Here is a 25,776-nt window from a genome sequence, read left to right on the forward strand (position 1 = left end):
TCCCTTACTCGGCGGCGATCTTGGCTGCGGCGCGGCGCTCGGCTGCCTTTTCGGCATGCGCCGTCAGGCCGTCGCGGAACCACGCGCCTTCGCTCCAGGCCTTCTTGCGGGCGTTTAGGCGCTCCGCATTGCAGGGACCGTTGCCGGCGATCACGTTGAAGAATTCCTCCCAGTCCGGCTCGCCGAAATCGTAGCCGCCTTTTTCCTCGTTCCACTTGAGGTCCGGGTCCGGCACGGTGAGGCCGAGATACTTTGCCTGCGGCACGGTCTGGTCGACGAATTTCTGGCGCAGCTCGTCGTTGGAATTCTGCTTGATCTTCCAGGCCATCGACTGCGCCGAATGCACGGAAGCATCGTCCGAGGGACCGAACATCATCAGCGACGGCCACCACCAGCGGTTCAGCGCATCCTGCACCATGGCTTTCTGCGCCGGCGTGCCCTTCACCATGCGTGTCAGGGCGTCAAAACCCTGGCGCTGGTGGAAGCTTTCCTCCTTGCAGATGCGCACCATGGCCCGCGCATAGGGGCCGTAGGAACAGCGCTGCAACGGCACCTGGTTCATGATGGCCGCGCCATCGACCAGCCAGCCGATCGCGCCGATATCGGCCCAGGTCAGCGTCGGATAGTTGAAGATCGAGGAATATTTGGCCTTGCCGGAATGCAGCTGCTCGTACATCTGGTCGCGGCTGATGCCGAGCGTTTCGGCGGCACAATAGAGATAGAGGCCATGGCCAGCCTCGTCCTGCACCTTGGCGAGCAGGATGGCCTTGCGCTCCAGCGTCGGCGCGCGGGAAATCCAGTTGCCCTCGGGAAGCTGGCCGACGATTTCGGAATGGGCGTGCTGGCTGATCTGGCGCACCAATGTCTTGCGATAGCCTTCCGGCATCCATTCCTTCGGCTCGATCTTCTGGCCGGCGTCGACGCGTTCCTGGAAGGCACGTTCGACAGGATCCATCTCGTCGAGGGACCGGACGTGGGCCGCATCGGTCTTTACCATCTGGGCATACATGGTCTTTCTCCTGTGCTTACGCAGCCATACCCACGACGTCCATGCCGGAGCCACAGAGGCGGTTGACGATGGTGGCGGGAATCGAAACGGCAAAGCCGGAAAGCGGCAGGGCCGCCAGATCGTCGGCACGGACCGACGACAACAGGCCGCCATAGCGGCCGATGGGCGTACGGACAGCATCGCAGATGAAGGCTTCGGACACTCGGTTTCCTCCCTGTACCGAAGGCCGGCTTGCCTCTCCCGAAACATTCGCCGACCGATCGGTTGGTTATTTATCATCCAATACGTCACAAATCAATGGCACTTTCTCCAAATTTTGTGACGTTTTATTCCAACAGTCGATATCATAGCACAAACGGCATTTTTCCGTGTGAAAAGTGCCTCAGATGGCGTCGCGCAACAGCGAAAGGCGGCGCAGTGTCGCCTCGCTGGCCTCCGGCAATGCACCGTCCGCCGTCACGAAATGGCGCGCGACATGCTGGTCCGCCTCGGGCGAGAGACGAAGATAGAGATCGTTGAACAGCCGCCGCGCTTCCTCGCCCGGCCAGTCCGTAGGCAGTGCCGCCTGCGGCAGGCGCGGATCGCGCAGCACGACGAGGCGGAACTGGTGGACCAGCACCAGCCGGGCGGCGAGGCTTTCGGCAGCGCTCAATCGCGCGCCGCCAGCGAGCAGATCGGCAAGCCGCCCGAACCGCCCGATAAAGCCGCGATAGGAATCCGCGTGCTGCGCAAGGTTCCAGTGATCGGCCGCAAAGGCGCCGAGGCCGCCTTCACCGCTCACGACCTCCGCCCGGAAGAGCACGGCCGGCTGTTTCAAGGACGGCATGGGCCGCGCGCCGACGGCAAGCCTTGGCCCCAGCCGCGCATGGCCGGCGCGCTCCAGCACCTGCATCGCCTCATCCGGCGCCGCACCCGTCAACTGTACGAAATGCCAGTCCGCTACCTCCGGCGGGCCGAACAGCATGCGGGCGGCGGCGGCAAATTCGGTGCGCGCCGGCGCGGCCAGCCGGTAGAAGCTGCGGCGCCCTTCGCGCTCGCCGGACAATTGCCCGGCGGCGACAAGACGCGAGACGGCGGTGCGCACCAGCGTCTCGCTGATGCCGACATCGGCGCAGGTGTCGATCAGGTTGCCGGTCCACACGACACCGCCGCGCGGCTCCACCACGTCGCCATAGATGGTGACGATGAAGCCGGCGGCCTTCAGCGGGCTTTCTTCGATGATCGCCTTGAAGAGTGCGCCGAACACACCCGCCGCCCTGTCGTTGTCCGCCGGCAAACCTGCCCCCTGTCGCTTCGATTGCGCTGAGGACTAGCCCAGAATCGTGCTGTCCGCAAAGCCCGCTGGACAAGATAGGGTCATCCGGTAACCCGGCAGGAGAGGCATGCCTCCCGTCAGTAAATGTTAAGCTGCATCTGCAATGGTCTCCCGATAGCGAAAACCCCGCCCGAAAACCCCGAATGGAGACGAACGGAACGCGATGAACGACCGGAATGTGCAATTCTCCTTCCGGGGGTTGGGATACTACGTCCCCGCCATCATCGTTGCGTTCGCCGTGTTGATCGCCGTCCTGCTGGCCGATGCGCAGAAGCGCCGGCTGGAGGAGGAATATCTGCGCTCCTTCACCACGGAGCAGCTCGGCCTGCTGCGCTCCCGCCTGCAAGGCAATATCCTCGGCAACATCAAGCTGGTGCAGGGCTTCGTCGCGACGCTTTCGACCGAACCGGACATGCCATCCGCCCGCTTCGACGATCTCGCCGGGCGCATCTTCGACGAGGACAACCAGCTCCGCAGCCTCGCCATCGCGCCGGATTTCGTCGTCAGCCTCGTCTATCCGCTGAAGGGCAACGAACGCAGCGTCGGCCTCGACTACCGCAAGAACGAACGCCAGCGCGCCGCCGCCCTCCAGGTGAAGGCACTCGGCCGGCTGGTGGTCACCGGCCCGGTCGATCTCGTCCAGGGCGGGCGCGGCCTCATCGCCCGCTATCCGGTACGCGCCGGCAGCGACAACGCCTTCATCGGCATCGCCTCTGCGGTGATCGACCTCGACCGGCTTCTTTCGAGCAGCGGCTTCAAGGACGACCTCAGGATCGCCGTATCGCTATCGAGCCGCCCCCATGTCGGCGGCGAGGCGAAAACCTTTTTCAACACCGCCATGGCCGTCGACACCGACCCGGTAGTGATGACCATCGACATCGGCCACGAGATCTGGACCATGTCGGCCGCGCCGCTGAAAGGCTGGCAGCAGCCCTCCGCCGATCTTGGCCTCTTTCGCGGCGAGCTTCTGGCGATTGCCCTTATCATCGTCGTGCCGATCTTCTGGGCCGGCTATCTCATGAAGGACCGCCACCGGCATATCCTGGCGCTGCAGGATCGGGAAGACCGGCTCGAAATCGTCTCGCAACGCCTGCAACTGGCGCTCGATGCCTCGCGGGTCGGCGTGTGGGAATACGACACGCAGCATGACACGCTCACCTGGGATGCGCGGATGCGCGAGATCTACAACGTATCGCCGCAGCAGCTGATCTGCGGCTACGCGGATTGGCGCAAGGCCCTGCATCCCGACGACATCGCGGAAGCCGAACGGGTCTTCGCAAGCGCCATCGAAACCGAAGAGCCCTATATCACCGAGTTTCGTGTGCTGACACAGAGTGGTGCGGCACGCCACATTCGTGCGCACGGCATGACCTACCACGCCTCCTCCGGCGCAAAACGCATCGTCGGCGCCAACTGGGACGTGACCGAAGACATCCGGTTGCAGGCCGAGCTGCTGCAGGCCAAGCTAACCGCCGAGGCGCAGAATCGCGCGCTCGAAGACGCCCGCCTGGTGCTGGAGCACAATTCGCTGCACGACGCGCTGACGCGGCTTCCCAACCGGCGCTTCCTCGACCAGCAGCTCGCGCTCGCCGGTGCCGTCGACGACAAACGCCCGCTGACCCTGCTCCACATCGACCTCGACCGCTTCAAGGACATCAACGACACGCTCGGCCATGCCGCCGGCGACGAGGTGCTGAAACAGGCGGCCGGCGTGCTGCGCGCCCATGTTCCGGCAGCGGATTTCATCGCCCGCATCGGCGGCGACGAGTTCGTTCTGCTGTCGCGCCGAGACCCGGCGGACGCCGATTTCAGCGCGCTGTCCGCCCGCCTGATCGAGGCGATCAGCGAGCCGATGACGATCGAGGGCCATGATTGTCGCATCGGCGCGAGCATCGGCATCGCCACGCGCAACGAGGCGGAGGAATCCGCCGAACAGCTGCTCGTCAATGCCGATATCGCGCTCTACGAGGCCAAGCGCCGCGGCCGCAACCGCGTCGAGGCCTTCAACGACGAGCTGCGCCTGCGCACCGTGGAGGTGAAGCGGCTCAGCGACGATATCCTGCGCGGTCTGGAGCGCGGTGAATTCCATCCGTTCTTCCAGCCGCAGTTCGATGCCGAAACGCTGGGGATCGTCGGCGTCGAGGCGCTGGCGCGCTGGAACCATCCGACGCGCGGCTTCATCGCGCCGGATACCTTCCTGCCGGTCGCCGAAAGCCTCAACGTCGTCGCCCGGATCGACGAGGCGATCCTCGACCAGGCGCTGTTCCAGGCGACGCGCTGGGAGGGCCAGGGGCTCGGCATCCCGCGCGTCTCGGTCAACGTCTCCTGCCAGCGCCTGCGCGACGAAAACCTTATCGGCAAGCTCAAGGCGATGAACATCAAGCCGGGGGCGCTGACCTTCGAACTCCTGGAATCGATCTCCTTCGATACGGCCGACGACGGACTGAAACAGGCGATCGAGGAGATCAAGGCGCTCGGCATCGAGATCGAGATCGACGATTTCGGCACCGGCCATGCCTCCATCATCAGTCTGCTCGAACTGTCGCCGAAGCGGCTGAAGATCGATCGCCGGCTGGTGCAGCCGCTCCTGGAATCGACCGCGCAGCAGAGCCTGGTGCGCTCGATCATCGAGATCGGCAAGGTGCGCGATATCGAGACGGTGGCGGAAGGTGTCGAGACGCTCGCCCATGCCGAGCTGCTGCGCCACCTCGGCTGCCATACGCTCCAGGGTTACGCCTTCGCGCGGCCGATGGGGGCGGAGGATTTCCTAACCTTCGCCAAGGGGCGCGCATGGATGCCGAAAGCTAAGCCGACGGCGGCAAAAGCGAGCTGAGCACGTCCGCCACCGTGCGGCCATCGTGCTGGCCGCGTTGCCATGGATCCTCGAATTCCCCGATCAGCACCTCGGCACCGAGCCGGGAGCCGACATCCTCCAGCGCACCGTTGCCGAGATAGGCGAAGGGACCGACGGTCTTTTCGAAGGGCAGAAGCTGGCGGTTCGCCAGCACATGGGTGAACGGCCGCACATCCGCGCCGCCACGCGCACGCCAAACCTCCGCCGCCGCCTCCAGCATGCGGGCGACGTCCATCCCGCGCGTTTCACGGCATTGCAGGATGTTGCCGATGAAAATCCGGCGGGCATGGACGTTGCGCGCCATGGCCGGAACGATGCCTTCCACGAAGAAATGCGGCAGCACGCTGGTGAAGAAGCTGCCCGGGCCGAAGACGATGGCATCGGCACTTTCCAGGCTCTCGATCACCGCTTCGTTCGCCGGCACATTCGCGCCATCCTTGCCGGAAAGCATGATCTCGCGAACGCCGATGTCGCTTTCCGTATCATCGAGCGCCGTCACCCGATGCTGCCCCTCGACGCTGGTGCCGTCGTTCAGCACGGCCGAAAGATCCACACCATCGGCCGCCGTCGACGGCCAGACGTGGCCCGCTATGTCGCAGAGTTTGCGGAAGACGAAGATCGCGGTGTTGATGTCGCTGTTATGAGCGAGATGCGCGCCCGTCAGGATGAAATTGCCGATGCTGCCGTTGCGGAAATCGAAATCCGGCCCGATCGCCGCGCGGAACGTGCGCAGATAGTTGAGGATCGCGCCGCGCAGGCCCGGCTCCATGCGTTCCAGCAGCGGATGCACGCCCTCGGCATAGAGCGCGAATTCCGTGCGGGCATCCTCCTCCGCCCCGCTGGTCATGCGGGCGTTGCAGACCTTCACCACGTCGCCCGCCCGGCCCTCGCCATGCGCCATGGTCATCAGCGCCTGGCGGATATCGCCGACGGCGAGCACGCCGAGGCTCTCGCGGATGACCTTGGAACTGCCGCCGCTGTCCCAGGCCGGCACGATGCGCGTCAGCCGCACCGGCTTGGACAGCAGCGCCAGATTGGTCGAGCGGCACGCGGTGCCGCCCGAAAAGAGCACGATATGCGGCAAGCGGCTTTCGGCCATCTATCCCCCTGGACTACGGCCCAATGTTGTAAGCGGCGCCGATCAGGGTCTTTGTATAGTCCGCCCGCGGCGCGCTGAAAATGGCGTCCGTCGGTCCCTCCTCGACGATCTTGCCGTCCTTCATCACCACGACATAGTCGGACATGGCGCGCACCACCGAAAGGTCATGGCTGATGAAGACGTAGGATAGCCCGTGTTTGGCCTGGAGATCGCGCAGAAGCTCGATCACCTGGCCCTGCACGGAACGGTCGAGCGCCGAGGTCGGTTCGTCGAGGATGACGGCCTGCGGTTTCAGGATCATCGCGCGCGCAATGGCAATGCGCTGGCGCTGGCCGCCGGAGAACTCGTGCGGATAGCGGTTGCGCGCCGCAGGATCGAGCCCCACCTCCTTCAGCGCCTCGATCGCCCGCTTGTCGCGGTCGGCCCGCGAAAGCTGCGGCTCGTGCACGTAAAGCCCCTCGGTGATGATCTCGCCCACCGTCTGGCGCGGCGAGAGCGACCCGTAGGGATCCTGGAAGACGACCTGCATGCTGTGGCGCAGCGGCCGCATGCCGTTGCGGTCGAGGCCGGAAATATCCGTCCTGCCGAAACGATAGGCTCCCTTGCTGGAGATGAGGCGCAGCAGCGCCCGGCCGAGCGTCGATTTGCCGGAACCGGATTCGCCGACCACACCGATCGTCTGGCCCTCATGCAGGCTGATGCTGACATTGTCGACGGCGCGGAAGGTCGAGGCGCGCTTCTTGAGCAGGCCACCGTCGATCTTGTAGTCGACGACGACATTGCGGCCTTCGAGGATGATCGGCGCGTCGTCCGCCGGCGGCAGCTTGCGGCCGTGCGGCTCCGCCTCGATCAGCATGCGTGTATAATCGGCCTGCGGGTTCTCGAAGATATCGGCCGTCGCACCTTGCTCGACGATCTCGCCGCGCCGCATGACAGCGACGCGCTCGGCAAAATGCCGGACGATGCCGAGGTCGTGCGTGATGAGCACGATCGCCATGTCGAAGCGCGTCTGGAGATCGCGCAGCAGTTTCAGGATCTGCGCCTGGATCGTCACGTCGAGCGCCGTCGTCGGTTCGTCAGCGATCAGGATGTCCGGTTCGTTGGCAAGCGCCATGGCGATCATCACGCGCTGGCGCTGGCCACCGGACAGCTCGTGCGGATAGCTGTCGATACGGCGTTCCGGCTCCGGAATGCCGACGAGCTTCAACAGTTCCAAGACGCGTGGCCTCGCCGCCCGTCGCGAGCCGCCGCGGTGCTGCGCAATCACCTCGGCGACCTGCTTGCCGACCGGGTAGAGCGGATCGAGCGAGGTCATCGGTTCCTGGAAGATCATGGTGATCTTGGCGCCGCGGATCTCGTTCAACCCCTTGGGCGGCAGGCCGACCATCTCGCGGCCACGATATTTCGCCGAACCGGAGACCCTTCCATTGGAGGCGAGCAGGCCCATGATGCCCATCATGGTCTGGCTCTTGCCGGAGCCGGATTCGCCGACGACCGCCAACGTCTCGCCGGGGCGCACGTCGAGATCGATGCCCTTGACCGCGTTCACATCGCCATCCGGCGTCGTGAAGGAGACTTTCAGGCCGCGCACGGCCAGAACCGGCTCCATGGTTTTTTGTATCTCTGCCATGTCAGCGATCCTTCGGGTCGAATGCGTCGCGCAGGCCATCGCCGACGAAATTCAGCGAGAAGAGCGTGAGGACGAAGAAGATGGCGGGGAAGATGAGCAGCCACGGCGCCGACTGGATGTTGTTGGCGCCTTCCGCGATCAGCGACCCCCAGCTCGTCAAGGGTGCCTGAACGCCGAGGCCGAGGAAGGAGAGGAAGCTTTCGAGCAGGATGACCTTCGGCACGATAACGGTGACGAAGATGACGACCGGACCGATCGTGTTGGGGATGACGTGCCGGCGGATGATCTGCCAGTCGGTCATGCCCAAAGCTTCCGCCGCGCCGATGAATTCCCGCCGTTTCAGCGACAACGTCTGGCCGCGCACGATGCGGGCCATGTCGAGCCATTCGACCGCCCCGATGACGAGGAAGATCAGGATGAAGCTGCGGCCGAAGAACACGACGAGCACCACGACGAGGAAGACGAAGGGCAGCGAGTACAAAATCTCGACGAAGCGCATCATCACATTGTCGACCCGACCGCCCATATAGCCCGAGATCGCGCCGTAGACGACGCCGATGCCGAGGGAGACGAGACTGGCGAGCAACCCGACGGCGATGGAAATCTGCCCGCCGAGCATGACGCGCGCCATCAGGTCGCGGCCGTTGGTGTCCGTGCCGAACGGGAAATATTCCCGGTCGACGACGCCGGTCAGGGTCAGCTTGCGGCCATCGTCCTCCGTCGAAACGACCGTGGTCTTGTCGAACTCGTTGGCGCGGTCGAAATAGCGCGTGGTGCGCGGATCGATCTCGGCATCCGACGTCACGACAGCCGTGAAGGTCTCGCCCTCGACGGAGAAGGATTGCAGCTCGACGCGGGCGCGTGTCGCGACACCCTTCATCGCCTCCTCCAGCGAATCCTCGCCCGGCCGCGGCTCGAGGCTTGGCGGGATGGTGACGTAGGAGGAGAAGACCTGATCATAACTGTGGCTGATGAAGAACGGCCCGAAATAGGAGAAGCAGGCGATCAGCACCAGCATGACGCAGCCGGCCATGGCGGGACGGTTGCGGCGGAAACGCATGACGGCGAGCTGGAAGAGGCTGCGGCCCTTCACCTGGCCGTCGGAAACAGGGGAAACGACGGCATCAGTCATGGCGAACCCTCGGATCGAGCAGGCCATAGAGGATGTCGACAGCCAGGTTGAAGACGATGACGAAGATCGCGATCAGCACGACCGTGCCCATGACGAGCGTATAGTCGCGGTTGATCGCGCCAAGCACGAAATAGCGCCCGACGCCGGGAATGGTGAAGATCGTCTCGACGACCGCCGAGCCGGTCAACAGTGCCGCCGCACAGGGCGCCAGATAGGAGACGACCGGCAGCATGGCGCCGCGCATGGCGTGCGTGACCACCACCGATTTCGCCGGCAGGCCGTAGGCCCTCGCGGTACGGATGTGGTCGGTGCGCAAGGCCTCGATCATCGAGCCGCGGGTGAGCCGCGCGAAGACGGCGAGCTGTGGAAGCGCCAGCGCGATCGTCGGCAGGATGAGGAAGCGCAGCGACCCGTCGCCCCAGCCGCCGGCCGGCAGCCACGCGAGCACGATGGCGAAGATCAGCGTCAACACGGGACCGACGACGAAGTTCGGCACGGTGACGCCGATGGTGGCGACCGACATGACCGCGAAGTCGAGCGCGCTGTTCTGGCGCAGCGCCGCGAACGTCCCGACGATGACACCGCCGACGAGCGCCAGCAACAGCGCGTAGAAGCCGAGTTCCACCGAATAGGGCAGCCCCTTGCCGATGAGCTCGGCGACGGAATTATCCTTGTAGATGTAGCTCGGCCCGAAATCGCCGGTGACGGCATTGCCCATATAGGTGAGATATTGTCGCCAGAGCGGCTGATCGAGCTGATAGGCCCGCATCAGGTTTTCCATCGTGGCGGGCGGAAGGGGGCGTTCGAGGTTGAACGGTCCGCCGGGCGCAAAGCGCATCAGGAAGAACGAAATTGTGACGACGATGAATAGCGTCGGCACGGCGCTTGCGAGGCGCCGCAGAACGAAAGCAAACATGACCAAGACTCCTGAGCAACGGTGCGCGGCCCGAAAGGCCACGCACCGTCAGCGGATCATTCCGAAACGCTGAGGAAGCGGCTCAGGTGCTGGTTGGCGGCATTGTCCTGCCAACCCTGCACCTTGGTCGAAACGAGCCACAGGTCGGCCTGGGTCAGGAACGGCGCGATCGGCTGTTCCTTCATGAGAAGGGCTTCCGCCTCATGAAGGACCTTGGCGCGGGCCGCCTGGTCACGTTCTTCATACGACTTCTTCATCAGCGCGTCGTAGTCGGCATTGTTGAACTTGCCGTAGTTGAACGTCTTGTTGGTGCTGACGCTGAGCGCCAGGAAGTTCTCGGCATCCGCATAGTCGGCGACCCAGCCCGCACGCGCCACGTTGAACGCGCCGCCTTCCTGCAGGTAGGCATAGTGCGAGGACACGTCGAGGTTCACCATCGAGACCTCGGCGCCGAACGTGTTCTTCCACATGTCGGCCACCGCCGTCGCCACGCGCTCGTGGTTCGGGTTGGTGTTGTAGCGGATTTCGATCTTGAGCGGCTTGCCGCCCTCGCCGTAGCCGGCGGCCTTCATCAGTTCGAGCGCCTTGTCCTCGCGGTCGAGCTGCGAGAGCGCGCCGAAATCGGCCATTGCCGGCTCGTAGCCTTCCATGCCCGGGGGCACCATGGAATAGGCCGGAAGCTGCGAACCGGAGTAGATTTCCTTGGCCAGGAAGTCGCGGTCGACGGCCATGGAGAGCGCGCGGCGCACGTTGACGTCGCTATAGGGCTCCTGGCGGGTGTCGAAGGCGTAGTAATAGGTGGCAAGCGTCGGCGAGACGTGGACCTGTTCGCCATAGCTCGTCTTCAGGCGGTCGATCTGGTCGGCCGAGAAGTTGTAGACGAGGTCCATTTCCTTCGCTTCGAAGCGGCGGACGGAAGCGGCCTGGTCGTCGATCGGGTAGAAGATCACCTTGTCGAGCTTGACGTTGGCAGCATCCCAATATTCCGCGTTCTTCTCGACGACGAGGTTGTCGTTCGGCACGTGGCTGACGAGCTTGAAGGCGCCGTTCGAGACCATCGTGCCGGGCTTGACGAAGTCCGCGCCGTTCTTTTCGACGCTGGCCTTGGAGACCGGCAGCGCCGTCTGGTGCGCGAGCAATTCGAGGAAGAAGGGCGTCGGGCGCTCCAGCGTCACTTCCAGCGTCTTGGCGTCGACGGCCTTGAGGCCGAGCTGATCGAGACCGACCTCGCCCTTGTTGGCCTTTTCGGCATTCTTGATCGGATAGAGAATGTTGGCGTAGCCGGCCGCCGTCTTCGGGTCTTCGACGCGGGCAAACGAGAAGACGAAGTCTTCCGCGGTTACCGGCGAACCGTCCGACCAATTCGCGTTTTCGCGCAGTTTGAAGGTGTAGACCGTGCCGTCGTCGGAAACGGTCCAGCTTTCGGCGGCACCGGGAACGATCTTCCCGGCAGCGTCATAAATCGTCAGGCCCTCGTAGAGGTCCTTGAGGATGAATTCCTCGATATTGATGGAGGTGTGCGCCTGGTCGAGCGTCTGCGGCTCGCCGGCATTGCCGCGGTGAAGCACCGCTTCTGCGAATGCCGGGCCTGCTCCGAAGAGGATTGCACCGGCCAGAAGCGCTGCACGAAAGCCAGTCAGTTTGTTTGCCATTTTTTGTTGTCCTTCCCCGTTGTTTTTTTGGGTGCCCAATCAATTGTCCCTGTTTTCGCGCTTGGCAAGTCCCCAAAAACAGGAAATCCACACACGCGGCTCAACTCTCGCGCGGCCCGCGAAACCGTTGAAAACAAGGCGCTTGGAGCAAATTGGCCGATAGAAACGAGAAGAATATTTCAATTCATCAAGTATATTCGCAGTTTTCTGCCCATCGTTTTGCACCTATTTCTGCGATCAATCGCCCGATCGAATTCACGCCAGAAACGGAGTCCCAAGATGAACTGGTTGAAAACCCTCGCCGCCGCCGCGGCTCTCCAGGTCGCCGCCCTTGCCCCCGCGCATGCCGGCGAAAACCTCGCCGCCGTGCAATCGGCCGGCGCGCTGAAGATCGGCACCGAAGGCACCTACGCACCCTTCACCTTCCACGATACCGACGGCAAGCTCGTCGGCTTCGACGTCGAGATCGGCGAAGCGATCGCCAAGAAGCTCGGCGTCAAGGCCGAGTTCCTGGAAGGCAAGTGGGACGGCCTGATCGCCGGTCTCGACGCCAACCGCTACGACGCCGTGATCAACCAGGTCGGCATTACCGATGCGCGCAAGCAGAAGTACGACTTCTCCGAGCCCTACATCGCGTCGAAGGCCGTGCTGATCGTTCGCGCCGACGATGACAGCATCAAGGGTTTCGCCGACCTCAAGGGCAAGAAATCCGCCCAGTCGCTGACCAGCAATTTCGGCAAGATCGCGGAAGGCGCCGGCGCCGAACTCGTCGGCACGGATGGTTTCGACCAGTCGATCCAGCTCGTCCTGACCGGCCGCGCCGACGCTACGATCAATGACAGCCTGTCCTTCCTCGACTTCAAGAAGCACAAGCCGGACGCCAACGTGAAGATCGCCGCCGAGCAGGCCGACGCCGACTATTCCGGCGTCATCATCCGCAAGGGCGAGCCGGAACTGCTGGAAGCGATCAACAAGGCGCTGACCGAGATCAAGGCCGACGGCACCTACAAGACGATCGCGGACAAGTATTTCGGACAGGACGTCTCGAAGTAATTCTTGGCCGGGGGCCGCTTCGCGGCGGCCCGTTCCTCGCATATAGATAAACGCATCAACTGGCCGGGGATCGCCCCGGCCAGCCGCATTTCCGGAGGTTTTCCCGTGCCGCCGTGGCTTCAATTGATGCTGGACTCGCTCGTGCCGCTCCTCTGGGCAGCACTCGTCTTCACCATTCCGCTCACCCTCATGTCCTTCGCGCTCGGCCTGGCACTCGGCCTTGTTACCGCCGTCGTGCGGCTGTTCGGCCCGCGACCGCTCGTCGCCATCGCGCGCTTCTACGTCTGGGTGATCCGCGGCACGCCCTTGCTGGTGCAGCTCTTCGTCATCTTCTACGGCCTGCCCAGCCTCGGCATCCTGCTCGATGCCTTCCCCGCCGCCCTCATCGGCTTCACGCTGAATGTCGGCGCCTACACGTCCGAGATCATCCGCGCCGTCATCGCCTCCGTGCCGCGCGGGCAATGGGAGGCGGCCTATTCGATCGGCATGAGCTGGTCGCAGGCCATGCGCCGCACCATCCTGCCGCAGGCGTCCCGCGTCGCCGTGCCGCCGCTCTCCAACACCTTCATCTCGCTGGTGAAAGACACCTCGCTTGCCGCCGCCGTCACCGTGCCGGAACTGTTCCAGACCGCGCAGCGCATCGTCGCCACGACCTACGAGCCGCTGATCCTCTATATCGAGGCGGCGCTGATCTATCTGGCGCTGAGTTCGGTGCTCTCCGCGTTGCAGGTCCGGCTCGAAAAGCGCTTCGCCCGCTATGGCGGCTTCCTGGAGGCCCGTACATGATCGAGCTCAGCCATATCGAAAAGCGCTTCGGCGACAATCACGTGCTGCGCGATATCAGCCTGACGCTCGCCGAAGGCACCGTGACGGCGCTGGTCGGCCCCTCCGGCGGCGGCAAGAGCACGCTTCTGCGCTGCATCAACCTCTTGGAGACGCCGACATCCGGCACGATCAAGCTCGGCGACGAAAAGATCGACTTCGCGCCCGGCCGCAAGGTCGGCTGGCCGGCGATCCAGAAACTGCGCCGCCAAACCGGCATGGTCTTCCAGAACTTTCAGCTTTTCCCGCATCAGACGGCCATCGCCAACGTCATGGAAGGCCTGGTCACCGTGCTGAAATGGCCGGCCGACAAGGCGCGTGCCCGCGCGCTGGAACTGCTCGAAAAGGTCGGCATGGCGCACAAGGCCGATGCCTGGCCGGCGACGCTTTCCGGCGGCCAGCAGCAGCGCGTGGCGATCGCCCGGGCACTCGCCCCCTCGCCCCGCGTGCTGCTCTGCGACGAGCCGACTTCCGCACTCGACCCCGAGCTTGCCGAAGAGGTGGTCGAGGTGCTGAGCCGGCTTGCCCGCGAGGGCACGACCATGGTGATGGCGACGCACGACCTGCGTCTCGCCTCGCGCGTCGCAGACACCGTCGTCTTCCTCGACGGCGGCGTGGTCGTCGAACAGGGGCCGCCGCGCGCCATCTTCTCGACGCCGGAGCGGGAGCGCACGAAGAAATTCATCGCCTCGCTCAGCGCACCGCACAGCTACGATATCTAGAATACCCGCGGAATACCCCCCGGTTCACGCTACGGTAGCGATGAAATGTGTCCCCCGGCAGTTGCATAGCACCGGCGATTCAAGCAAAGTGAGGAGATACCAGTGCCTCGCCATGCCCCGGCATGTCCTATAGGGGAGAAAGCCTCATGATCAAGAAAACACCGAATCCGATCGACGTCTTCGTCGGTTCCCGCGTCCGCCTGCGCAGGCTGATGGTCGGCATGAGCCAGGAGGCACTCGCCGATCGGCTGGGCGTCACCTTCCAGCAGGTGCAGAAATACGAAAAGGGCACCAACCGCATCAGCGCGAGCCGCCTCCAGGCGATCTCGGAAGTCTTCCGCGTGCCGCCGAGCTTCTTCTTCCAGGACGAAGAAAGCGCCATGCCGTCCGCCGGTGCCGGCCATGAGACGGGCGACGTCTCCACCTTCGTGTCCTCCAAGGAAGGTCTCGACCTCAACCGCGCCTTCCTGAAGATCGAGGATGCGGGCGTTCGCAAGTCGATCATCTCGCTTGCGACCGCGCTTTCCAAGGCAAGTGCAGCCGCCGCAGAGGCGAACGAACGCGCAGACAACGCACCGGAACTACGGATCTGACCCCAAATGCCGGCACGGCTGCAGACGCTTGGCCATCTGCGCCTGCTCGACGAGGGCGGTGACGAAATCGTCTTTCCCGAAAAGGCGCTGCTGATCCTTTGTTATCTCCAGACACGTGGCGTGCCGGACATGCCGCGTGCCGATGCGGCGAGCCTCTTCTGGGACGACGCCAACAGCACGGCCTCCTTCGCGAGCCTGCGCCAGACGGTCTCCCGCGTGCAAAAACGCCAGCGGGAACTCGACCGGACCTACCTCACCTTCACCGACACGACGATTGCGCGCGGGCCGGAGCCCATCGACAGCGACGTCGACAAGGTGCGCGACGGCGCGAGCCTCGATGTGCTCGCCGATCTGTTGACCGACGATTTCCTGAAACACGTCAAGCCCGGCAACCGCGCGCTTTCGAGCTGGATCACGCTGCAGCGGTCGGCGCATGCCGCCCTGTTGCGCCGCTCCCTGCTGGAAAGCCGGACGACGGATGGCAGCACGCGGGCGGCCCGTGCCACAGCCGCCCTTCGCCTGCTCGAAAGCGCCCCCGAGGACGACGAGGTGCGCGCCGTGCTGACCGGCCGCGCCGCAGCGACCACCAGCCTGATGACCCTCCGTCCACCCGCCCGGCTGCTGATGCCGGAAGAGGTGGATATCGCGCCGGCGCGGCAGAACCCGCCGCGTGTCGTGCTCTTGCCGCCGGTCACCACACTCACCCAGCGCAACGCCGCGCGTTTTACCGAAGCGTTGATCGAGGACGTAACGATCGGGCTCTGCGCGTTACGCTCCATCTCGATCATCGCCCCGCACACCGCAGCGCAGATTTCGCTCCAGGCCGACCGGGCCACGACCTACGAGCGCCACAAGATCAGCTATATCCTCGAAACGAGGCTGCGCGACGAAGGCGCCAGCCATACGCTGTTCGCCCAGCTCATCTTCTTCGGCAGCGACGAGGTGATCTGGGCCGAGCGTTTCCCGCTGTCGGCCGAAGGGCTCGCGCGTTCGCGCCAGATGATCGCCCACCAGATCGCCGGCGCCATCGCCACCGAGGTCGAGCGCAACGAACTGGTGCGCGGCGACTACGAGCGCGACGCCGGCTCCTATCACAGCTTCCTGATCGGCCAGAGTCTCCTCAAAAAACTCGACTTGCGCGACATCCGCCGCGCCCGCAAAAGCTTCCGCGATTCCTTACAACTGAGAGCCGATTTCGCGCCAAGCATGAGCGGGCTCTCGCGCAGCTATTTCCTCGAGTGGCTGGTGACGGCACGCGGTGACGCAGACCTTCTAAGAAAGGCGGAGCAAAAGGCGGAAGAAACAATTCGCACGGACGACCACCTTGCCTCCGGCCATCGCGAACTGGGCGTCGCAAAGCTCTATTCCCGCCAATTCGACGAAAGCGCCGAACATTTGGAACGGGCCGAAACTTTGAGCCCGAACCATGCAAATGTTGTCGCGAGCTATGCCGATACGCTGGTTCAGGGCTCACGACCGGATCTTGGTCTTCAGAAAATCCAGCGCGCGATCGATCTCAATCCTCTGCCACCGGACGATTATTTCTGGATCGCTGCCGGCGCCAGCTACTCCATAGGCCAATACGAACAGGCACTAGACTATATCGCGCGCATGAAAGACCGCCTTCCGACAGATCGCCTAGCGGCGGCGAGTTGGGGCATGCTGGGCGATACCAAGAAGGCTCGGCAGTTCATCCGCCGCACCTACGACGTCCATCCCAACTTCGATCTTGATAGCTGGATGGCGATTGTCCCCTTCAAGGAGGAATGGCAGCGTCAGCATTATTATGAGGGATTGAAGAAGGCCGGTTTCTGATCATCAACTCTCCATCGAAAGGAATGACGACATGGCAAGAATAGTTGTGCTGGGCGTGCAAGGTGAAGACGGCTTGTGGATAGCCGATCTTGATGCAGGCACCGTGGCAGCACTTCCCGTGCCATCAACCGGGGCGCTAAAGACGGCGGATGATCTCCGCAAAGCCGGTGCTACCATCACGAAAGGCGTCAATCTCGCAGCACTCGCTACATCGATAGATGCCGCTTCCGGTGGCTACATGGATGCCAGTGGCGGCTATATGGATGCCGATGGCGGATACATGGACAAGTAAACGTTCATTCAGGTCAAGAATCTTCAACCAGAGGAGAAGTGAAATGTCGAAAATCGTCGTTCTCGGACTCGAAGGTGAAAATGGTCTTTGGGTCGCCGATCTGGAAGCGGGCACCGTTACGGCGGTTGCAGCCGATGTTGCAGATGGCCTGCGCAAAGCGGGCGACATTACATCGCGCGGCGTCAGTTTTGCCGCGATCGCTAAAACAGCAGAGCCGCTCTCCGGCGGCTTCCTGGACAAGTGACCGCCTGGCGGCTCAACCCATGACCGCCTATTCGGACCGCATCTGCGGCCCAGAACAGACCTGGAGCCGGATCGAGGCGCTTTTGCCTCGGTTCGGCATCACACGGCTCTCGCGGCTGACGGGGCTCGACCGCATCGGCATTCCGGTCTGGAATGCCGTCAGCCCCAATGCCCGCTCGATCGTCATCAATCAGGGCAAGGGCATCACCGATATCGACGCAAAGGTCTCCGCCGCCATGGAGGCGCTCGAGCGGGCCGTGGCCGGCGAACCGCTGGTTGTGACGCGTCACGCATCGCGGCGCGATTTCACGGAGGCCGGCGAAACCTGCCTGCCGCTCGACATTTTCGTTGCGGCCGGCCAGGCGTTTCTCGCCGAGGAGGAGAAGCTCGGCTGGCTCACGGGCCACGACCTCGTGAGCGGCGACCGCGTCTGGGTGCCGCGCGACGCAATCTGCCTCGACAGGACCGATCGTGCGCCACGCTTCTGGCAGTCTTCCGATGGTCTCGCCTCCGGCAATTCCGAGACCGAGGCGATCCTGCATGGCCTGCTGGAGCGCATCGAGCGGGATGCCGACCGGCTCTGGCGCCTGCTGCCGCGTGAAAAACGCCTCGCGACCGCCATCGACCCGACAGGCTTCGGCGATCCGGTCATCAATGCGCTCGTCGGCCGTTTTCGCGACGCGGGGCTCGCCCTGCGTCTCTTCGATATTACAAGCGACCTCGCCATCCCGACCTATGCCGCGGTGCTCGGTGATGCGGGCATCCTCGACAAGAAGGCGCCGCTCTTCCACGATGCGACGGTCGGCTACGGCACCCATCCCGTCGCCGCGCGCGCCGTCATCCGCGCGCTGACCGAAGTCGCGCAATCGCGCCTCACCTATATCAGCGGCGCGCGGGACGATCTTTTTGCCGAAAGCTTCATCCGACCGCTGGCACCGGAAACGCGCGCCCTCTTCGAGGCATTGCCGACAACGCCAAAAGCCTATGCCGCACCGTCGGGAGACGCCGCGGCCCTGCTCGCCCATTGCCTGGAGGCGCTCGCCGCGTCCGGCATCACACCCATCGTCGCGGTGCCGCTGACCGATGCGTCGCTGCCCGTCTCGGTGGTCAAGATGGTCGTGCCCGCCCTGGAAAACCCCGAGGGCGCGCGTCGCCATGCCGTCGGCTCCCGCGCGCTCTCCCGCATGCTGTTCGGAACCTCATGAAAATCCTCTTCGCCGGACCCAGCCTGCCCGATGCCGCCAGGCTTTGCGGCGACGCCATGCGCGTGCGCCCGCCGGCTGCACATGGTGACGTGCTGGCCGCGGTGCGCGACGGTGCCATTGCGATCGGCATCATCGACGGCAATTTCGAGCATGTGGCGCCCGTCTGGCACAAGGAAATCCTCCATGCGCTCGACCAGGGCGTGGCGGTTTTCGGCGCGGCCAGCATGGGTGCGTTGCGCGCCGCCGAATGCGACGCGTTCGGCATGGTCGGCATCGGCCGCATCTATGAGGATTATGCCAGCGGCCGCCGCGTCGACGATTCCGACGTCGCCCTGCTGCATGGCCCGGCCGAACTCGGCTATCCCGCCCTCTCGCTGCCGCTCGTCAATGTCGATGCGGCGCTCGACCGGCTGGAGGCCGACGAGGCCCTTGATAAACCGACGCTATCGCGCTTTCGAGATGTCGCCCGGCAGCTCTTCTACAAGGACCGGACGTGGTCCGCGATCATTGAAGCGGCCGGCAAGGCCGCGGAGCGGCCACAACTGCTGCAACTTCTCCACGCAACGAGCGTGAACCGGAAGCGCGAGGACGCCCTCATGCTGGTGCGCATCCTGACCGACTTCACGCCGCAAAGCCCTGCAAAACGGGGAAACTGGTCGTTCCGGGCGACGAGCCTCTGGCGTTCCGTCGCGGATCAACCTGAAACCTCATAAAACGAGCAGTTTCCCATTCCGCGTGTGTCACGCTGGAGTCACGCGCACCATCCGAATGTCGCGCCTATACTGCGAAGCAGGGGCTGAGAGTGAGCATTGCTCCGGGGGCATAGGACATGAAAATAGAAACCATGGAAATGGAAGACCGCGGCACGGAGATGATGGCGCTGGCACGGCTCGTCGCCTTCGCGCTGGAATCCGCCAAATCGCTGGACGCCGAGGTGGTGGAATTCTGCCTGGACAAGGCGCTGCGCGCCGTGCTGGACCAGATCGATGAACCGTCACGCATGACGCTGACGTCGAGCGACATCATGCTGATGAACCGGTCGGCGCTCTGCTGACCGGAGAGGGATCGACCGGCCGCACTGGCAGGCCTGTCGAACAGTAGCCGCCGTCCTCCTCCACGGCGCTGATCGCGCGTGCGGCCCGGACCTGCGGGCCGCCGCCGATCGTCTTGAAATTCTCCGATTGAGAAACGAAAACACACGGTTGCGCTGATCGCGGAACTCTGAAAAGTTCCCTTCCGAAAACGCCCGGCAAACAGGGCGAAAAATCCGGGCGAGGAGAGCCGCATGCGGACGATTTTGACGGGCGTGGCGGCCCTTGCGTTGCTGACCGCAGGCGCGGCGCAGGCCGAGCGGTGAAGATCGGCATCATCACCACGCTTTCGAGCGGCGGCGCCGGCCTCGGCGTCGACATGCGTGTGCCTTCGCCTGACCTTCCGGACCGGTTGCCTTGCCCCTAGCCCATATTCAATGACCACGCTCGCAGCCTATGGCGGCCTATTCCTGGCGGCGCTCATCGCCGCGACCATCCTTCCCGCCCAGTCGGAAGCGGTACTGGCCGGCCTGCTGGCAACCGAAACCTATTCGCCAGTCCTGCTCATCATCGTCGCCGGCATCGGCAATGTACTGGGCTCCGTCATCAACTGGCTGCTCGGCCGCGGCGTCGAGCGTTTTCGCGATGCCCGCTGGTTTCCCGTCAATGCCAAAAACCTCGACCGCGCCGGGCGCTGGTATCGCAAATATGGCTGGTGGAGCCTGCTTTTAAGCTGGATGCCGATCATCGGCGATCCGTTGACGGTTGCCGCCGGCATCATGCGCGAGCCGTTCCCGCGCTTCCTTCTCGTCGTCACGATTGCCAAGTTCGGCCGCTACATCGCGCTGGCCGCCATCGTGCTGCACTGGCTGTAAACTTTTTTATGCGGGCGATGGAATGAGGATCGTTCGGCTCTCGTATACTGGGTCATGAACGGAAAGACACCCGGCTTCAACGTGATCGGACAACTCGCAGCGCTCAGGCGCTATGCGCTGTCGCTCGTCCGCAATCCGGACGATGCCGAAGACCTCGTGCATGACGCGCTGGTGAAAGCCTATGAGCGTCAGTCGACCTTCCGCACCGGCGCCAATGTGCGCAACTGGCTGATGTCGATCCTGCACAATGCCCATGTCGACCGCCTGCGCCAGCGCCGCTCCCAACAGCGCCGCCACGACGCGGCGGCGGAGCTGGGCGAGACCTCCGTGCCGGCGAACCAGGACCATTCGGTGCGCCTCACGCAACTGCGCAACGCTTTCTTCGCGCTCTCGGAAGAGCAGCGCGCCGCACTCCACCTCGTCGCGATCGAGGAACTTTCCTATCAGGAGGCGGCCGATGCGCTCGGTATTCCGGTCGGCACGCTGATGTCGCGTGTCGCACGCGCCCGGGAGCGCCTGCGCGCCTTCGAAGAGAACGGCGCCAACGCACCCGTCCCCCATCTCAGAATCGTCGGAGGCACTGGCGATGACCAGCAATGACCCGATCCTCGAATCCGATCTCAACGCCTATGTCGACGACCAGCTCGCCGTCGGCCGGCGCATCGAGGTCGAGGCCTATCTTTCGGAACGGCCGGAGATCGCGGCCCAGATCATGAAGGACCTGCGCGTGCGCGACGAGTTGCGCCTGGCGCTGGCCGACCACCGCGCGGTAACCCGCCAGGCGACGCGCGAGGCGGCGCGCCTGCTGGAGCGCTCGCTTTCCCGCCGCCGCATCTTCTCCGTCTTCCGCCGCGCCGCGGCGATCGCCCTGTTCGTTGCCGCCGGCTGGACGGCGCATGCCGTGCTCGGTCCGTTCGGCGCGACCGAAGTCGTGGCCTCCACCCCGCCGCCGGCCTTCGTGGAAGAGGCCGTGCGGGCGCACAAGACCACGCTCATCCGCGATGCGATGACGTCGCAGCCGGAGGCCGCCGTCTTCGACCCGGCCGAAATCCGCTCCGCGACGGCGATCGTCCTGCCGGACCTGCCGAAGGGCTGGGCCGTGGTCGACACCCAGGTCTTCCCCTCCGCCTATGGCCCGAGCGTCGAGCTGGTGCTGGAGCCGAAGAAGGACGAACGCCTGTCGCTCTTCGCCGTGCGGCCGGGCTCGTTTTCCGTGCAGCACGTGCTGCTCTTCCACGCCGACAATGCCCGTGCCGCCTATTGGCAGATCGGCGATGTCGCCTATGCGCTGGTGTCGGAAAGCCGCAAGGCCGACGACCTGACGGACACCGCGCGAGACCTCTCGCGCACGCTTTACTGATCAACCGCTTCCACAAAGGAGACATCCATGGAACCCGTACAACAGCGATTTGGCTACGGCGCACAGGCGCAGTCGGCCGCCCTCTTCGACGAGGGCCTGCGCAAGCACATGCTGCGCGTCTACAACTACATGGGCGCAGGCTTGGTCATCACCGGCCTCATCGCCTTCTTCGTCGGCTCGACGCCGGCGCTCTACGTGCCGATCTTCTCCTCCCCGCTCAAGTGGGTGGTGATGCTGGCACCGCTCGCCTTCGTCTTCTTCTTCTCGTTCAAGATCCAGACGATGTCGGCCAGCACCGCACAGATGACCTTCTGGGCCTTCTGCGCCGTCATGGGCCTGTCGCTCGCCTCGGTGTTCCTCGTCTTCACCGGCATGAGCATCGCGCGCACCTTCTTCATTGCCGCCACGATGTTCGGCACGACGAGCCTCTACGGCTATGTCACGAAGCGTGACCTGTCGAAGTTCGGATCGTTCCTGATCATGGGCCTGATCGGCGTCGTCATCGCCTCGATCGTCAACATCTTCCTCGGCTCCAGCGCGCTGCAGTTCGCGATCTCCGTGATCGGCATCGTCGTGTTCGTCGGCCTCACCGCCTGGGACACGCAGAACATCAAGGAACAGTATGCCGAAAACATCGACCAGGAATCGCAGCAGAAGATGGCCGTGTTCGGCGCGCTTTCGCTCTACCTGAACTTCGTCAACATCTTCCAGCTCCTGCTGAACTTCACCGGCGAACGCGAATAGTTTTCGCAAGTGATTTCAAAGGGAACGGCGGGGCAAAACCCCGCCGTTTTCGTTTGTCGGAAGCCTGCACTCCCCTTCCCTGGCGTCATCCTGGGTCAAGCCCGAGGATGACGGACGAGAGGTTTTCCGCACAATACAAGGTAAGAATACACTTACACATTTTACCATGTTGACAAATCATCCCCGAGCGTCTTTGCTTAAAGCATTCACCAGGGGGGTCCCGACAAGGGGCTGAGATACTGCTGGCTTTCGCAGCGCAGTGACCCGTTGAACCTGATCCAGTTCATACTGGCGTAGGGACGGTGCAAGCGCTGTAGACTCGTATTCCGCTCCCCGGATTCCGTGTCGGCGTCTTTCCATCATTCCGGCTCTAGGACTGGGTCTCCAACTTTGAACCTTGGAGCCTCACGATGAATATTGCCGCCCAAAAGCTCACCCCGACCGTCACCACCGGTGCCCTGCCCGCCTCGCGGAAAATCCATATTCCCGGCGAACAGCACCCGGATATCCGCGTGCCGATGCGAGAGATCGCCCTGCACCCGACTGCCGGAGAACCGCCGGTCGTGGTCTACGACGCCTCCGGCCCTTATACCGACCCCACCCATGTCGTTTCCATCGAAAGCGGCCTGCCGCGGCTGCGCGAAAGCTGGGTCGCCGCCCGGGGCGACGTGCAGGATTACGAAGGCCGCCATATCCGCCCGGAGGACAACGGCTTTGCCACCGGCGAACGGCTGACGCCGGAATTCCCCATCCGCAACCACCCGCGCCGGGCGAAGGACGGCAAGGCGGTGACGCAGCTTGCCTACGCTCGCGCGGGCATCGTCACGCCGGAGATGGAATTCATCGCCATCCGTGAAAACCTCGGCCGCAAGGCCGTGAAGGAAGCGCTCGTCCGCGACGGCGAGAGCTTTGGCGCGCATATTCCGGATTTCGTCACGCCGGAATTCGTGCGGAATGAGGTCGCGAGCGGCCGCGCCGTCATCCCCGCCAACATCAACCATCCGGAAGCCGAGCCGATGATCATCGGCCGGAATTTTCTGGTGAAGATCAACGCCAATATCGGCAATTCCGCCGTTACCTCCTCCATGGCCGAGGAAGTGGAAAAGATGGTCTGGGCGATCCGCTGGGGTGCCGATACGGTCATGGACCTGTCGACCGGCCGCAACATCCACAATATCCGCGAATGGATCATCCGCAATGCGCCGGTCCCGATCGGCACCGTGCCGCTCTACCAGGCGCTGGAGAAAGTGAACGGCATCGCCGAGGACCTCACCTGGGAGGTCTATCGCGACACGCTGATCGAACAGGCCGAACAGGGCGTCGACTATTTCACCATCCATGCCGGCGTGCGGCTCGCCTATATCCCGCTCACCGTCAACCGCGTCACGGGCATCGTCTCGCGCGGCGGCTCGATCATGGCGAAGTGGTGTCTTCATCACCACCGCGAAAGCTTCCTCTACGAGCATTTCGACGAAATCTGCGATATCGCGCGCGCCTATGACGTCACCTTCTCGCTCGGCGACGGGCTGCGCCCCGGCTCGATTGCGGACGCCAACGACGCCGCGCAGTTCGCCGAACTCGAGACGCTCGGCGAACTCACCAAGATCGCCTGGGCAAAGGACTGCCAGGTCATGATCGAAGGCCCCGGCCATGTGCCGATGCACAAGATCAAGGAAAATATGGACAAGCAGCTGAAGGTCTGCGGCGAGGCACCGTTCTACACGCTCGGGCCGCTGACGACCGACATCGCGCCCGGCTACGACCACATCACCTCGGGCATCGGCGCTGCCATGATCGGCTGGTTCGGCACCGCCATGCTCTGCTACGTCACGCCGAAGGAGCATCTGGGTCTCCCCGACCGCGACGACGTGAAGGTCGGCGTCATTACCTACAAGATCGCGGCGCACGCCGCCGATCTCGCCAAGGGCCATCCGGCGGCAAAACTGCGCGACGACGCCCTGTCGCGCGCCCGTTTCGAGTTCCGCTGGGAGGACCAGTTCAACCTCTCGCTCGACCCGGAGACGGCGCGCTCCTTCCATGACGAAACGCTGCCCAAGGAGGCGCACAAGGTGGCGCATTTCTGCTCCATGTGCGGCCCGAAATTCTGCTCCATGCGCATCTCGCACGATATCCGCGCCGAGGCGCAGAAGGAGGGGCTGGAGGCGATGGCCGCAAAATTCCGCGAGGGCGGCGATCTCTACATGCCGCTCGAAACAACAGCCGGAGAATGACCATGCGCATCCTCGTCAAGGGGGCCGGCGTTGCCGGCCTCACGGTCGCCTGGCAGCTCTATCGCCACGGTTTCGACGTCACCATCAGGGAGCGCGCCGAAAAGGCCGGCGCCGGTGCCTCCGGTTTTGCCGGCGGCATGCTGGCGCCCTGGTGCGAGCGGGAAAGCGCGGAAGAGCCGGTGCTGACGCTCGGCCGGCTCGCCGCCGACTGGTGGGAGGCGGCAGTCCCCGGCCACGTGCACCGCCGGGGAACGCTGGTCGTCGCCGGCGGGCGCGATGCCGGCGAGCTCGACCGTTTCGCCGGCCGCACCAGCGGCTGGGAATGGCTGGACGATGCGGGGATTTCGGCACTGGAGCCGGATCTCGCCGGCCGTTTCCGCAAGGCGCTGTTCTTCCGGCAGGAGGCGCATCTCGATCCGCGAAAGGCGCTTTCCGCCCTGACAGCCGGGCTTGAGGACGGTCGCATGCGGTTCCTCTTCGGCCAGGCCGGGGAACCGAACGAGGGCCGCTATGACCGGGTGATCGACTGCACCGGCGCCTCGCGGATCGGCCACATGCCGGAGCTGCGCGGCGTGCGCGGCGAGATGTTCACTCTCGAAACCGGCGAGATAAAACTCTCCCGTCCCGTCCGCCTGCTGCATCCGCGCCACCCGATCTACATCGTCCCGCGCGAGAAGAATCGCTTCATGGTGGGCGCGACGATGATCGAGAGCGAGGATGCCGGCCCGATCACCGCCCGCTCACTGATGGAACTGCTGAACGCCGCCTACGCCCTGCACCCCGCCTTCGGTGAGGCGAGGCTTGCGGAAACCGGTGCCGGCGTGCGCCCCGCCTTCCCCGACAATCTTCCCCGCGTGACGGAGGACGGCAACACCATCCACGTCAACGGCCTCTACCGCCACGGCTTCCTGCTGGCGCCGGCCATGGCGGGAGAAGTCGCGCGGCGGCTCGTCGCGCAACAGCAACAACCGGAAAGGAGGGCGTCATGACCTTCATCATCAACGGCGAGGAGCAGGACGTCGCGGCCGCGACGCTCGCCGACCTGCTCTGCGCCCTCGACTACGAGGGCGACTGGCTGGCGACAGCGGTGAACGGCGAACTGGTGCACCGCGAGGACCGCGACGCCTTCACGCTCGGCGCGCGCGACCGGATCGAAATCCTCTCGCCCATGCAGGGAGGCTGA

Annotated in this window: 25 protein-coding genes, 1 pseudogene and 1 riboswitch; of the genes and pseudogenes, 18 read left to right on the forward strand and 8 right to left on the reverse strand. The window is 64.2% G+C overall.

Going from position 1 to position 25,776, the window contains the following annotated elements; all coding sequences use genetic code 11:
* Positions 1-4: 4 nt before the first annotated feature.
* From paaA to paaX, 3 genes and pseudogenes are all read right to left on the reverse strand, one after another.
* Positions 5-1,009 (reverse strand): 1,2-phenylacetyl-CoA epoxidase subunit PaaA, encoded by a 1,005-nt coding sequence (gene paaA, locus VGN93_RS19705; RefSeq protein ID WP_327508762.1) that lies wholly within the window; start codon positions 1,007-1,009, stop codon positions 5-7.
* A 19-nt stretch (positions 1,010-1,028) separates the two neighbouring features.
* Positions 1,029-1,211, reverse strand: a pseudogene (locus VGN93_RS19710) (3-oxoadipyl-CoA thiolase); the annotation flags it as partial.
* 180 nt (positions 1,212-1,391) lie between these two features.
* Positions 1,392-2,285 carry a phenylacetic acid degradation operon negative regulatory protein PaaX gene (gene paaX / locus VGN93_RS19715; RefSeq protein WP_327508763.1) on the reverse strand — a complete coding sequence of 298 codons (894 nt, stop codon included), beginning with the start codon at positions 2,283-2,285 and terminating at the stop codon, positions 1,392-1,394.
* A 202-nt stretch (positions 2,286-2,487) separates the two neighbouring features.
* Here paaX and VGN93_RS19720 point away from each other — a divergent pair, with 202 nt between their 5' ends.
* On the forward strand, positions 2,488-5,157 hold the full coding sequence (locus VGN93_RS19720; RefSeq protein WP_327508764.1) for a bifunctional diguanylate cyclase/phosphodiesterase: 2,670 nt from the start codon (positions 2,488-2,490) through the stop codon (positions 5,155-5,157).
* Here the strand turns inward: VGN93_RS19720 and VGN93_RS19725 are convergent.
* From VGN93_RS19725 to VGN93_RS19745, 5 genes are read right to left on the reverse strand one after another with little or no spacing between them, the layout of a single operon-like run.
* Positions 5,129-6,277, reverse strand: a complete 1,149-nt coding sequence (locus VGN93_RS19725; RefSeq protein WP_327508765.1) for a gluconeogenesis factor YvcK family protein — start codon at positions 6,275-6,277, stop codon at positions 5,129-5,131. The two genes, VGN93_RS19720 and VGN93_RS19725, sit on opposite strands and share 29 nt — an antisense overlap.
* Before the next feature lie 13 nt (positions 6,278-6,290).
* Positions 6,291-7,907 (reverse strand): ABC transporter ATP-binding protein, encoded by a 1,617-nt coding sequence (locus VGN93_RS19730; protein WP_327508766.1) that lies wholly within the window; start codon positions 7,905-7,907, stop codon positions 6,291-6,293.
* Position 7,908: 1 nt separating this feature from the next.
* Complete coding sequence (locus tag VGN93_RS19735; RefSeq protein ID WP_319320329.1) at positions 7,909-9,039, reverse strand: ABC transporter permease; 1,131 nt, start codon at positions 9,037-9,039, stop codon at positions 7,909-7,911.
* The gene (gene oppB, locus VGN93_RS19740) at positions 9,032-9,955 is read right to left on the reverse strand and encodes an oligopeptide ABC transporter permease OppB (protein ID WP_319320325.1); all 924 of its coding nucleotides are present in this window, start codon (positions 9,953-9,955) and stop codon (positions 9,032-9,034) included. Before oppB ends, VGN93_RS19735 begins: the two co-directional genes overlap by 8 nt.
* 56 nt (positions 9,956-10,011) lie before the next feature.
* Positions 10,012-11,607, reverse strand: coding sequence for a peptide ABC transporter substrate-binding protein (locus tag VGN93_RS19745; RefSeq protein ID WP_327508767.1), 1,596 nt, complete (start codon positions 11,605-11,607; stop codon positions 10,012-10,014).
* A gap of 279 nt (positions 11,608-11,886) precedes the next feature.
* Here VGN93_RS19745 and VGN93_RS19750 point away from each other — a divergent pair, with 279 nt between their 5' ends.
* The 17 genes from VGN93_RS19750 (at position 11,887) to thiS (ending at position 25,776) form a co-directional block, all read left to right on the forward strand.
* A complete protein-coding gene (locus tag VGN93_RS19750; RefSeq protein ID WP_327508768.1) occupies positions 11,887-12,660 on the forward strand; it encodes an amino acid ABC transporter substrate-binding protein in 774 nt (257 codons plus the stop codon).
* 105 nt (positions 12,661-12,765) lie between these two features.
* The gene (locus VGN93_RS19755) at positions 12,766-13,446 is read left to right on the forward strand and encodes an amino acid ABC transporter permease (RefSeq protein ID WP_319320315.1); all 681 of its coding nucleotides are present in this window, start codon (positions 12,766-12,768) and stop codon (positions 13,444-13,446) included.
* Complete coding sequence (locus VGN93_RS19760; protein WP_319320313.1) at positions 13,443-14,204, forward strand: amino acid ABC transporter ATP-binding protein; 762 nt, start codon at positions 13,443-13,445, stop codon at positions 14,202-14,204. The genes VGN93_RS19755 and VGN93_RS19760 overlap by 4 nt, the downstream gene beginning before the upstream one ends.
* 146 nt (positions 14,205-14,350) lie before the next feature.
* A complete protein-coding gene (locus tag VGN93_RS19765) occupies positions 14,351-14,797 on the forward strand; it encodes a helix-turn-helix transcriptional regulator (RefSeq protein ID WP_319320311.1) in 447 nt (148 codons plus the stop codon).
* A 6-nt stretch (positions 14,798-14,803) separates the two neighbouring features.
* Positions 14,804-16,612, forward strand: a complete 1,809-nt coding sequence (locus VGN93_RS19770) for a hypothetical protein (protein WP_327508769.1) — start codon at positions 14,804-14,806, stop codon at positions 16,610-16,612.
* Between the two features lie 31 nt (positions 16,613-16,643).
* Positions 16,644-16,904 (forward strand): hypothetical protein, encoded by a 261-nt coding sequence (locus VGN93_RS19775; RefSeq protein ID WP_327508770.1) that lies wholly within the window; start codon positions 16,644-16,646, stop codon positions 16,902-16,904.
* Between the two features lie 43 nt (positions 16,905-16,947).
* Complete coding sequence (locus VGN93_RS19780) at positions 16,948-17,148, forward strand: hypothetical protein (protein WP_319320302.1); 201 nt, start codon at positions 16,948-16,950, stop codon at positions 17,146-17,148.
* A 19-nt stretch (positions 17,149-17,167) separates the two neighbouring features.
* Positions 17,168-18,352, forward strand: coding sequence for a YcaO-like family protein (locus VGN93_RS19785; RefSeq protein ID WP_327508771.1), 1,185 nt, complete (start codon positions 17,168-17,170; stop codon positions 18,350-18,352).
* On the forward strand, positions 18,349-19,065 hold the full coding sequence (locus VGN93_RS19790; RefSeq protein ID WP_327508772.1) for a TfuA-like protein: 717 nt from the start codon (positions 18,349-18,351) through the stop codon (positions 19,063-19,065). The genes VGN93_RS19785 and VGN93_RS19790 overlap by 4 nt, the downstream gene beginning before the upstream one ends.
* 116 nt (positions 19,066-19,181) lie before the next feature.
* Entirely contained in the window at positions 19,182-19,406 is a 225-nt protein-coding gene (locus VGN93_RS19795; protein ID WP_319320295.1) for a hypothetical protein, read from the forward strand.
* Between the two features lie 414 nt (positions 19,407-19,820).
* Positions 19,821-20,258, forward strand: a complete 438-nt coding sequence (locus tag VGN93_RS19800) for a YqaA family protein (protein ID WP_327508773.1) — start codon at positions 19,821-19,823, stop codon at positions 20,256-20,258.
* A 54-nt stretch (positions 20,259-20,312) separates the two neighbouring features.
* Positions 20,313-20,858 carry a sigma-70 family RNA polymerase sigma factor gene (locus VGN93_RS19805; protein ID WP_319320287.1) on the forward strand — a complete coding sequence of 182 codons (546 nt, stop codon included), beginning with the start codon at positions 20,313-20,315 and terminating at the stop codon, positions 20,856-20,858.
* Positions 20,845-21,618: an anti-sigma factor gene (locus VGN93_RS19810; protein ID WP_319320284.1), complete on the forward strand. Its 774-nt coding sequence runs from the start codon at positions 20,845-20,847 to the stop codon at positions 21,616-21,618. The genes VGN93_RS19805 and VGN93_RS19810 overlap by 14 nt, the downstream gene beginning before the upstream one ends.
* Before the next feature lie 27 nt (positions 21,619-21,645).
* Positions 21,646-22,362 carry a Bax inhibitor-1/YccA family protein gene (locus VGN93_RS19815; RefSeq protein ID WP_319320281.1) on the forward strand — a complete coding sequence of 239 codons (717 nt, stop codon included), beginning with the start codon at positions 21,646-21,648 and terminating at the stop codon, positions 22,360-22,362.
* 201 nt (positions 22,363-22,563) lie between these two features.
* Positions 22,564-22,680, forward strand: a riboswitch (TPP riboswitch).
* 92 nt (positions 22,681-22,772) lie between these two features.
* Entirely contained in the window at positions 22,773-24,593 is a 1,821-nt protein-coding gene (thiC, locus tag VGN93_RS19820; protein WP_327508774.1) for a phosphomethylpyrimidine synthase ThiC, read from the forward strand.
* Between the two features lie 2 nt (positions 24,594-24,595).
* Positions 24,596-25,582 carry a glycine oxidase ThiO gene (gene thiO / locus VGN93_RS19825; RefSeq protein ID WP_327508775.1) on the forward strand — a complete coding sequence of 329 codons (987 nt, stop codon included), beginning with the start codon at positions 24,596-24,598 and terminating at the stop codon, positions 25,580-25,582.
* The gene (gene thiS / locus VGN93_RS19830; protein WP_327508776.1) at positions 25,579-25,776 is read left to right on the forward strand and encodes a sulfur carrier protein ThiS; all 198 of its coding nucleotides are present in this window, start codon (positions 25,579-25,581) and stop codon (positions 25,774-25,776) included. Before thiO ends, thiS begins: the two co-directional genes overlap by 4 nt.

Origin of the sequence: Shinella sp., assembly GCF_035998705.1 — a bacterium.
Lineage (GTDB): Bacteria > Pseudomonadota > Alphaproteobacteria > Rhizobiales > Rhizobiaceae > Shinella.

What these genes read in the sequence shown, in the direction of transcription:
- paaA (WP_327508762.1), bottom strand. Translation starts at nt 1,009, where the DNA reads ATGTATGCCCAGATGGTAAAGACCGATGCGGCCCACGTCCGGTCCCTC.
- VGN93_RS19785 (WP_327508771.1), top strand. Translation starts at nt 17,168, where the DNA reads ATGACCGCCTATTCGGACCGCATCTGCGGCCCAGAACAGACCTGGAGC.
- VGN93_RS19720 (WP_327508764.1), top strand. Translation starts at nt 2,488, where the DNA reads ATGAACGACCGGAATGTGCAATTCTCCTTCCGGGGGTTGGGATACTAC.
- VGN93_RS19770 (WP_327508769.1), top strand. Translation starts at nt 14,804, where the DNA reads ATGCCGGCACGGCTGCAGACGCTTGGCCATCTGCGCCTGCTCGACGAG.
- VGN93_RS19765 (WP_319320311.1), top strand. Translation starts at nt 14,351, where the DNA reads ATGATCAAGAAAACACCGAATCCGATCGACGTCTTCGTCGGTTCCCGC.
- thiO (WP_327508775.1), top strand. Translation starts at nt 24,596, where the DNA reads ATGCGCATCCTCGTCAAGGGGGCCGGCGTTGCCGGCCTCACGGTCGCC.
- VGN93_RS19790 (WP_327508772.1), top strand. Translation starts at nt 18,349, where the DNA reads ATGAAAATCCTCTTCGCCGGACCCAGCCTGCCCGATGCCGCCAGGCTT.
- VGN93_RS19725 (WP_327508765.1), bottom strand. Translation starts at nt 6,277, where the DNA reads ATGGCCGAAAGCCGCTTGCCGCATATCGTGCTCTTTTCGGGCGGCACC.
- VGN93_RS19800 (WP_327508773.1), top strand. Translation starts at nt 19,821, where the DNA reads ATGACCACGCTCGCAGCCTATGGCGGCCTATTCCTGGCGGCGCTCATC.
- VGN93_RS19760 (WP_319320313.1), top strand. Translation starts at nt 13,443, where the DNA reads ATGATCGAGCTCAGCCATATCGAAAAGCGCTTCGGCGACAATCACGTG.
- VGN93_RS19735 (WP_319320329.1), bottom strand. Translation starts at nt 9,039, where the DNA reads ATGACTGATGCCGTCGTTTCCCCTGTTTCCGACGGCCAGGTGAAGGGC.
- VGN93_RS19805 (WP_319320287.1), top strand. Translation starts at nt 20,313, where the DNA reads ATGAACGGAAAGACACCCGGCTTCAACGTGATCGGACAACTCGCAGCG.
- VGN93_RS19815 (WP_319320281.1), top strand. Translation starts at nt 21,646, where the DNA reads ATGGAACCCGTACAACAGCGATTTGGCTACGGCGCACAGGCGCAGTCG.
- thiC (WP_327508774.1), top strand. Translation starts at nt 22,773, where the DNA reads ATGAATATTGCCGCCCAAAAGCTCACCCCGACCGTCACCACCGGTGCC.
- VGN93_RS19775 (WP_327508770.1), top strand. Translation starts at nt 16,644, where the DNA reads ATGGCAAGAATAGTTGTGCTGGGCGTGCAAGGTGAAGACGGCTTGTGG.
- oppB (WP_319320325.1), bottom strand. Translation starts at nt 9,955, where the DNA reads ATGTTTGCTTTCGTTCTGCGGCGCCTCGCAAGCGCCGTGCCGACGCTA.
- VGN93_RS19810 (WP_319320284.1), top strand. Translation starts at nt 20,845, where the DNA reads ATGACCAGCAATGACCCGATCCTCGAATCCGATCTCAACGCCTATGTC.
- thiS (WP_327508776.1), top strand. Translation starts at nt 25,579, where the DNA reads ATGACCTTCATCATCAACGGCGAGGAGCAGGACGTCGCGGCCGCGACG.
- VGN93_RS19750 (WP_327508768.1), top strand. Translation starts at nt 11,887, where the DNA reads ATGAACTGGTTGAAAACCCTCGCCGCCGCCGCGGCTCTCCAGGTCGCC.
- VGN93_RS19795 (WP_319320295.1), top strand. Translation starts at nt 19,182, where the DNA reads ATGAAAATAGAAACCATGGAAATGGAAGACCGCGGCACGGAGATGATG.
- VGN93_RS19730 (WP_327508766.1), bottom strand. Translation starts at nt 7,907, where the DNA reads ATGGCAGAGATACAAAAAACCATGGAGCCGGTTCTGGCCGTGCGCGGC.
- VGN93_RS19780 (WP_319320302.1), top strand. Translation starts at nt 16,948, where the DNA reads ATGTCGAAAATCGTCGTTCTCGGACTCGAAGGTGAAAATGGTCTTTGG.
- VGN93_RS19745 (WP_327508767.1), bottom strand. Translation starts at nt 11,607, where the DNA reads ATGGCAAACAAACTGACTGGCTTTCGTGCAGCGCTTCTGGCCGGTGCA.